Raw genomic sequence first — 6,584 nt, forward strand, 5'->3', positions numbered from 1 at the left:
TACAAACAAGCACCCGCAACTGAGCGAGGTGAGAGTATGTATCGAATGGACAAAATAACTACTGGCATTTCCTACGGCGCATCGGGAGGTAGTGCCATTTACTGGTTTAGAAGACTTCTTGACGGTTACTCCCCAGAGCAGTGGGCGGCTATAGGTGTGATCGGTAGTTTACTGTTCGGCTTGCTCACCTTTCTCACCAACCTCTATTTCCAAATCAAAGCAGACCGTCGAAGAGCTGCGCGAGGTGAATGATGTCTAATAAATCAAAACTCAGCGCAACAGTGCTGGCACTAATCGCATCAGGTGCATCTGCTCCACTCATTTTTGACCAGTTCATCAGCGAGAAAGAAGGCAATGCGCTGGTGGCCGTTGTTGATCCGGGTGGGGTCTGGTCTTTATGTCACGGCGTTACCTTTATCGATGGCAGACGTGTTGTTAGGGGCATGACAGCCACTGAGGAACAATGCCGGAAGGTTAACGCTATTGAACGCGATAAGGCATTAGCCTGGGTTGATCGCAATATCAAAATGCCTCTGACAGAGCCGCAGAAGGTCGGTATAGCATCCTTCTGCCCGTACAACATTGGCCCGGGTAAATGTTTCCCTTCGACCTTCTATAAGCGGATCAACGCAGGTGACCGTAAAGGGGCATGCGAAGCAATCCGCTGGTGGATTAAGGACGGTGGACGTGATTGCCGCCTGACTAAAGGCCAAAAGAATGGCTGTTATGGGCAGGTTGAGCGGCGCGAACAGGAAAGTGCGTTGACGTGCTGGGGGCTAGACCAATGAAAATTAATCCGGCTCTTATCTGCGTTGTCGTTATTGCTGGCCTTTCGGTCGCTCTCGCTAAGAGTTGCTCAAACGCCAGTAGCCTCCAGAGCGATAACGACGTTCTGCGAAGTGACAACGCTTTGCAGGGGCAGGTGATTGCTACACAGGCATTCAACTTCAATCGATTCAATCAGGTTGCAGAACAAGCCAACAGGCTTAACTCCCTGGTCGACACCAGCACCGAAGAAACCGTAATCGAATACCGGGAGATTCTCCGCCGTGAAAAAACCTGTGATTTGCCTGTTCCTGCTGACATTGCTGGTGGGCTGTACGAATACGCGTACCGTTTACGTTCCAGCGCAATGCACACCTATACCGACGGAATTGACGCAGCCAATGATCGTTCCGCTACCGCCAGCTCAATAACGTATTGCCAGGCTGTTTTGTGGATTAAGCCGCTGCTGGCTGTAATTGAAAAAGGCAACAACAACCTCATGGGGATTCGACAAATTGAGCTGGAAAGAAAAAAATGAGGATGACTCATCCTTGAGCGCACGGGTATTCCTGAACGACGACTTTACCTGACATAGCAAAGCCTGAAGTTAATTTTAGAAAATAGTGGGTAATTATCAAGCGAAGCGAGGGAAAAAACATCCCTTCTTAGACAAGATCCGTAAGTTCAGAAGGGAGACCAATCTGGTCATCATTACAAGGAGACTCAAACTATAAACTATAAAGGAAACTGTATGGGAAAACATACATATTAGAATAACTTTATAATTTAAAGGGTTTTAATTTAAAATTAATTAACATGAAAAACATTTAAGCAAGGCTTTAATTTTTTGTTTGGATACGAAAAATGTTAATTTTATACTAGATTAAAAGTGCACATGCGAATCGACATTTCTGGCACTCAGTGGATCCCCCTATGCGGAGGGGCAAGCAGTCGATGCTGGACTAACGTTTGCGGACTTGAAGACTGTGGCAAGTTCACCGGGAGGCACCCGGCACATGAATGAAAGATAAGGGAATATATAATTTGTCGACCAAGGTGTGAATCGCTACTTACTTACTGCTAGACCCAGCCAGTTCTGTCCGAGCTGGCTTTTTTTTTGAAAAAATGCCCCCACGAGGGAGGCTACAGGAGTCTCAGTTTCACATGCTCTTTTTATCGATGTTTCCCTGGAGTTGGCATTCTCCACATCAGAGTCACGTTTAGCCTGGCACTTAACCGGGACTTAACAAGCGTAAGCGGTTTGATTGAGGAATTAATTAGATTCCAGCTCAACTGGTTTTGGCCAGTAATTGTAAAAAAAAGCCCTCCAGTGGAGGGCAGCTGAAAAACGGCTAGTTTCGTTTAAGGTGCTATTTTCTCTGGTGTTGGTAGGAGCCAGTTCAGAGAATTTTAAGGATGGACGCCATGGCTGATTTAACAAGCGTAAGCGGTAAGTTTTAGGAATTACCTTATCTTATCCCCTATGGCGGACAATAAATACAATGTCTCCACCCGAGGATATGACTGTCCCCCAAGGCGTCTGAAGCTCTATGGGTCCTTTCTGGCTATCTAACTTCTTACGGGGCGGCGACCTCGTAGCCTCTCGCTGTTCAAGAAGTTCTGACGGCAATCTTTGCTTCCTTTTGTATTGTAACTTTGTCTGATCCCTTATCCGCACACGTCGCTGCTGTTCATTCAGTTTGATTCGAAGCTGTTTGACGGCAGAACGCCAAACGTCACCGTGGAAATGAAGGGGATAATCGTCCGCGTACCGGCGAACTACGATCCTGTTACCCGTGCCTACAGCGGCACCTGGGATGGAACCTTTAAGTGGGCATGGACTAACAACCCCGCCTGGATTTTTTACGATCTGGTGCTGAACAAGCGATACGGTCTGGGAAAACGGATCACGGCTGATTTAGTTGATAAATGGACCCTGTACCAGATTGCACAGTACTGCGATGCGCAGGTTTCGGACGGAGCAGGCGGGAAAGAGGCGCGGTACCTCTGCGATTTGTACATTTCCCAGCGTACCGATGCATGGACAGTGCTGATGGATTTGGCGAACATCTTCCGGGGGATGATCAGCTGGTCCAACAATCTTCTGTCCGTTGACGCCGATATGCCCCGCGAGCTGGACCCCGACTTTGTGTTCAACAAGTCGAATATCGTGGGCGCGTTTAACTTCTCCAGCACATCGGAAAAGACGAACTACTCGTCAGCAATCGTCACCTACAGCAATCCGGCCAACGGCTATCAGGACGATCAGGCCAGCGCCTGGGTGCCGGAAGTCTCTAACCGGTTCGGCTTTAACACCATAGAGCTGTCCCGCATCGGGTGTACGCGGGAATTCGGATAACACGGTCACCATTAACGGCCTGCCTTACAATCCGAACAAGTTTCCGCGCGTTGATGACGGCGCGGTGATTGAAGACAGGCCCGTCAGCGTTGTGCCGCCACGCGGTCAGGGAATGCCTGAAAATATCACGCTCTCCAGTGTTTACCGCGTTGAACAGGGGATAGGCATCACCACGATGGTTGTTACGTGGGATACCGTCAAAAATGCCGTTGCCTATGAGGCGCAGTGGCGTCAGAACAACGGCGACTGGATTAACGTTCCGCGCACCGGCAACACGCGCTTTGAGGTTGATGGAATTTACTCCGGGCGCTACGTGGTCCGAATCCGCGCGGTTAACGCGCTCGATATCGCATCCCTCTGGGCAACGTCAGCTGAGACGGAGCTTACGGGTAAGGTCGGAAAACCACCTATGCCCGTGAATCTCGCCACGCAGCCGTTGGTGTTTGGGATCGGCATTTCCTGGGGATTTCCGTCCGGGGCGCAGGACACGCAGAAGACAGAAATTCACTACAGCGCCACGGCGAACGGTGATTCTCCGTTACTGCTGGCAGACGTGCCTTATCCCTCATCGACCTACCAGCAAATGGGATTGCTGGCTGGAAAATCGTTCTGGTACCGGGCAAGGCTCGTTGATCGCCTCGGCAATCAGAGCGACTGGACCGAGTGGGTATTTGGCCAGTCGAGCACAGACGTATCTGATATCACCGATTCCATTCTCAAGGAGATGGAGGAAACGGGTCTACTGAAGGATGTGGTTGAGAATGCCGTCGACAGCAATGAAAAAATTGCTGGCATGGTTAATGACATCAAACAGGCCAATGACGAACTGGAGCTGCAGGCGAAGGATATCGCCAAAAATGCCGAGAACGTAGGGAAGGTACAGACCAGCGTTAATGAGCTTTCCAGCACGGTCGGGGATGTTTCGTCTTCACTCAGTCAGCTTGAGCAAACGGTAGCAACAGAAGATGCCGCCCTGGGCCAGCGAATCGACAGCATCAGCGTGTCTATGGACGGCATGACGGGTGGGGTGAAGAACTCGGCTATCGCGATTATTCAGGGCAACCTGGCTCAGGTGGCCACGCGTAAATCGTTGTCGGCTTCAGTCGCCGGTAGCAGCGCACAGCTGGACCGTATTGACGAGGTTATCGTTAACGAGAAGGAAGCAACGGCGCGCTCGCTGCTGAGCCTGCAGACGGACGTTAACGGCAACAAAGCATCTATCAACAACCTGAATCAGACGTTCTCGGATTACCAGCAGGCTATGGCCACGCAGGTAAACAGCATCACGGCGACCGTTAATGGCCACACTTCTGCGATCACCACCAATGCGCAGGCCATTGCGAACATCAACGGCGACCTGAAGGCGATGTACAGCATTAAGGTCGGGTTATCCAGCAACGGCCAGTATTACGCGGCGGGGATGGGGATCGGCGTTGAGAATACGCCATCTGGGATGCAGTCGCAGGTTATCTTCCTGGCTGACCGCTTCGCGGTAACGCACCAGGCAGGAGCGACCGTTACGCTTCCGTTCGTGATTCAGAACGGGCAGACCTTTATCCGAAATACTGTGATTGGCGAAGGGACTATCGACAACACCAAAATCGGCAGCTACATCCAGTCCACAACCTGGGACGGCACGGGGAACGTTGGCTGGCACATCAACAAGTCAGGCTACGCGACGTTCAACAACGTGACCGTTCGCGGCTCGATTTACGCCACAAACGGTAATTTTTCTTTCAATGGCTCCGGCAATACAACGGTTATCAATGGTAATGGCGTAACCATCAATATACCGGGTGGTGGCCGGATCGTTCTCGGGACATGGTCATAAAATGCCGACAGGATTATTGATAGAACTGAATGACGGTGGAAAACGTATGGAGATAACGGCGGGCCTGAGATGCCCGTCGTTTGGTGCAAGCTTTGATACTGGCTACCAGAAATCAAAGTATGTGGATATTGCCGGTTATGTTTCAGGTGCGCAGGTGCTGTTTATACCGCATGCGACTGCCTATGTTGATTCTGGGCTGTGGCATAAAATGAATTCCATCACCATCTCTGGTGGCAGGGTTACGCAAAATTCGAGAATGCAGGCTCTGGGCATTAGTGAAAGAGACAGTACCTATACGTTTCCCGGTAGTGTCTGGCAGATATTCCCGATAGGTCAGCGAAGTGGGGTTGGCCTGCTTATTGGGGACAGCACCGACTTCCTGGCGATCACCAACGCCACACAGTCAGGCCAGTGTATCTGGAAGGGTACCGTAAATGTTCCGACCGGGGGATGGGCGGTTCCCACGATAGCAGGATATGACAAATCGAAGTATGTCGTTTTTGGGCGCTGTAATAGCGGTAACACGATTGACTTCGACGGTAACACCGTCAGGTTCTTCAGCCCTCCGTCCACGAACGATGACGCTCCCGCAACTGGCACGATAGATATCGTTATCTTCGCCAGTGGCGTAGCGCCGCAGCCAGGAACAGGGCTCAATATCTTCAACGCTGCAGGAGCCTGCACGTTTTCAACGACAAGAAGGCCTTTCGTATACCTCAATCAACTCTGGACACCTTCAACAAGCGCCGTGAATATCGGCAGCGGGTATGTTCCGCTCGGTAGGTTTGGTCTGATGGTACATATGGTCAATGGCATGTATGTGTATCGGATGTTCGGAATAAAAATACAGAACGGTAACGCTTCAGTTCAGGGAGGAAAATATCTTGGACGCGAGCAGTATGCAATTTGGGGTAATAACACGATAACGACGCTCAGCCTTCCCGTTCTTCCTGACATGTACGTCTGAATAAATTTCCTATTACAATAAACCTCGCTCCGGCGGGGTTTTTTATTGCCTGGAGAAAATATGCTTTATAACACTGGCACCATCGCCATTAACGGAAACACCGCAACCGGCACCGGCACAAACTGGACTGCACCCGCCAGCCAGGTTCGCGCTGGCCAGACAATTATCGTTATGTCCAACCCGGTGCAGATGTTTCAGATTTCATCCGTGAACAGCGCCACGTCAATGACGGTAACGCCTGCTGCATCACCGGCGCTCAGCGGCCAGAAGTACGGCATTCTGGTATCAGACAATATCTCGGTCGACGGTCTGGCGCAGGCCATGTCTCAGCTCATCAAAGAGTATGACGAGAATATCGGCGCATGGGAGACGTTCGCTACTACCTCAGCAAATCAGAGCATCACGGTAACTATAAACGGCACCCCCATGACTATCCCCGGCATCGGTAAGCTGGCACAGAAAGGGACCAACGGTGCTCTCCCGATTGACCAGGGCGGGACTGGTGCAACGAACGCTGCAGACGTTCGCACAAACCTCGGTTTGGGAACATCGGCCACGAAGGATACTGGCACCTCAAATGGCAATGTTATTCAGGTCGGTGGTTTTGGCATCGGCGCTGATTCGTCTTTGGCTTCTCAACTGGCAAGCCTGACCGATGGTTA

General features: G+C 51.0%; 4 protein-coding genes and 2 pseudogenes. All 6 read left to right on the forward strand.

Annotated features, from left to right (window positions below):
* Window positions 1-36: 36 nt before the first annotated feature.
* Window positions 37-252, forward strand: a complete 216-nt coding sequence (locus EQV24_RS22075; protein WP_023292747.1) for a class II holin family protein — start codon at window positions 37-39, stop codon at window positions 250-252.
* A complete protein-coding gene (locus tag EQV24_RS22080) occupies window positions 252-788 on the forward strand; it encodes a lysozyme (protein ID WP_130627059.1) in 537 nt (178 codons plus the stop codon). The genes EQV24_RS22075 and EQV24_RS22080 overlap by 1 nt, the downstream gene beginning before the upstream one ends.
* Window positions 785-1,303: a hypothetical protein gene (locus EQV24_RS22085; protein WP_130627054.1), complete on the forward strand. Its 519-nt coding sequence runs from the start codon at window positions 785-787 to the stop codon at window positions 1,301-1,303. The genes EQV24_RS22080 and EQV24_RS22085 overlap by 4 nt, the downstream gene beginning before the upstream one ends.
* Before the next feature lie 1,125 nt (window positions 1,304-2,428).
* Window positions 2,429-4,955 (forward strand): annotated as a pseudogene (locus EQV24_RS22090) (DUF1983 domain-containing protein); the annotation flags it as partial.
* 1 nt (window position 4,956) lies between these two features.
* Window positions 4,957-5,922, forward strand: coding sequence for a DUF6453 family protein (locus EQV24_RS22095; protein WP_130627055.1), 966 nt, complete (start codon window positions 4,957-4,959; stop codon window positions 5,920-5,922).
* A gap of 60 nt (window positions 5,923-5,982) precedes the next feature.
* A pseudogene (locus tag EQV24_RS22100) lies at window positions 5,983-6,584 on the forward strand (phage tail protein); the annotation flags it as partial.

Origin of the sequence: Enterobacter sp. A8 (assembly GCF_004296595.1) — a bacterium.
Lineage (GTDB): Bacteria > Pseudomonadota > Gammaproteobacteria > Enterobacterales > Enterobacteriaceae > Enterobacter > Enterobacter cloacae.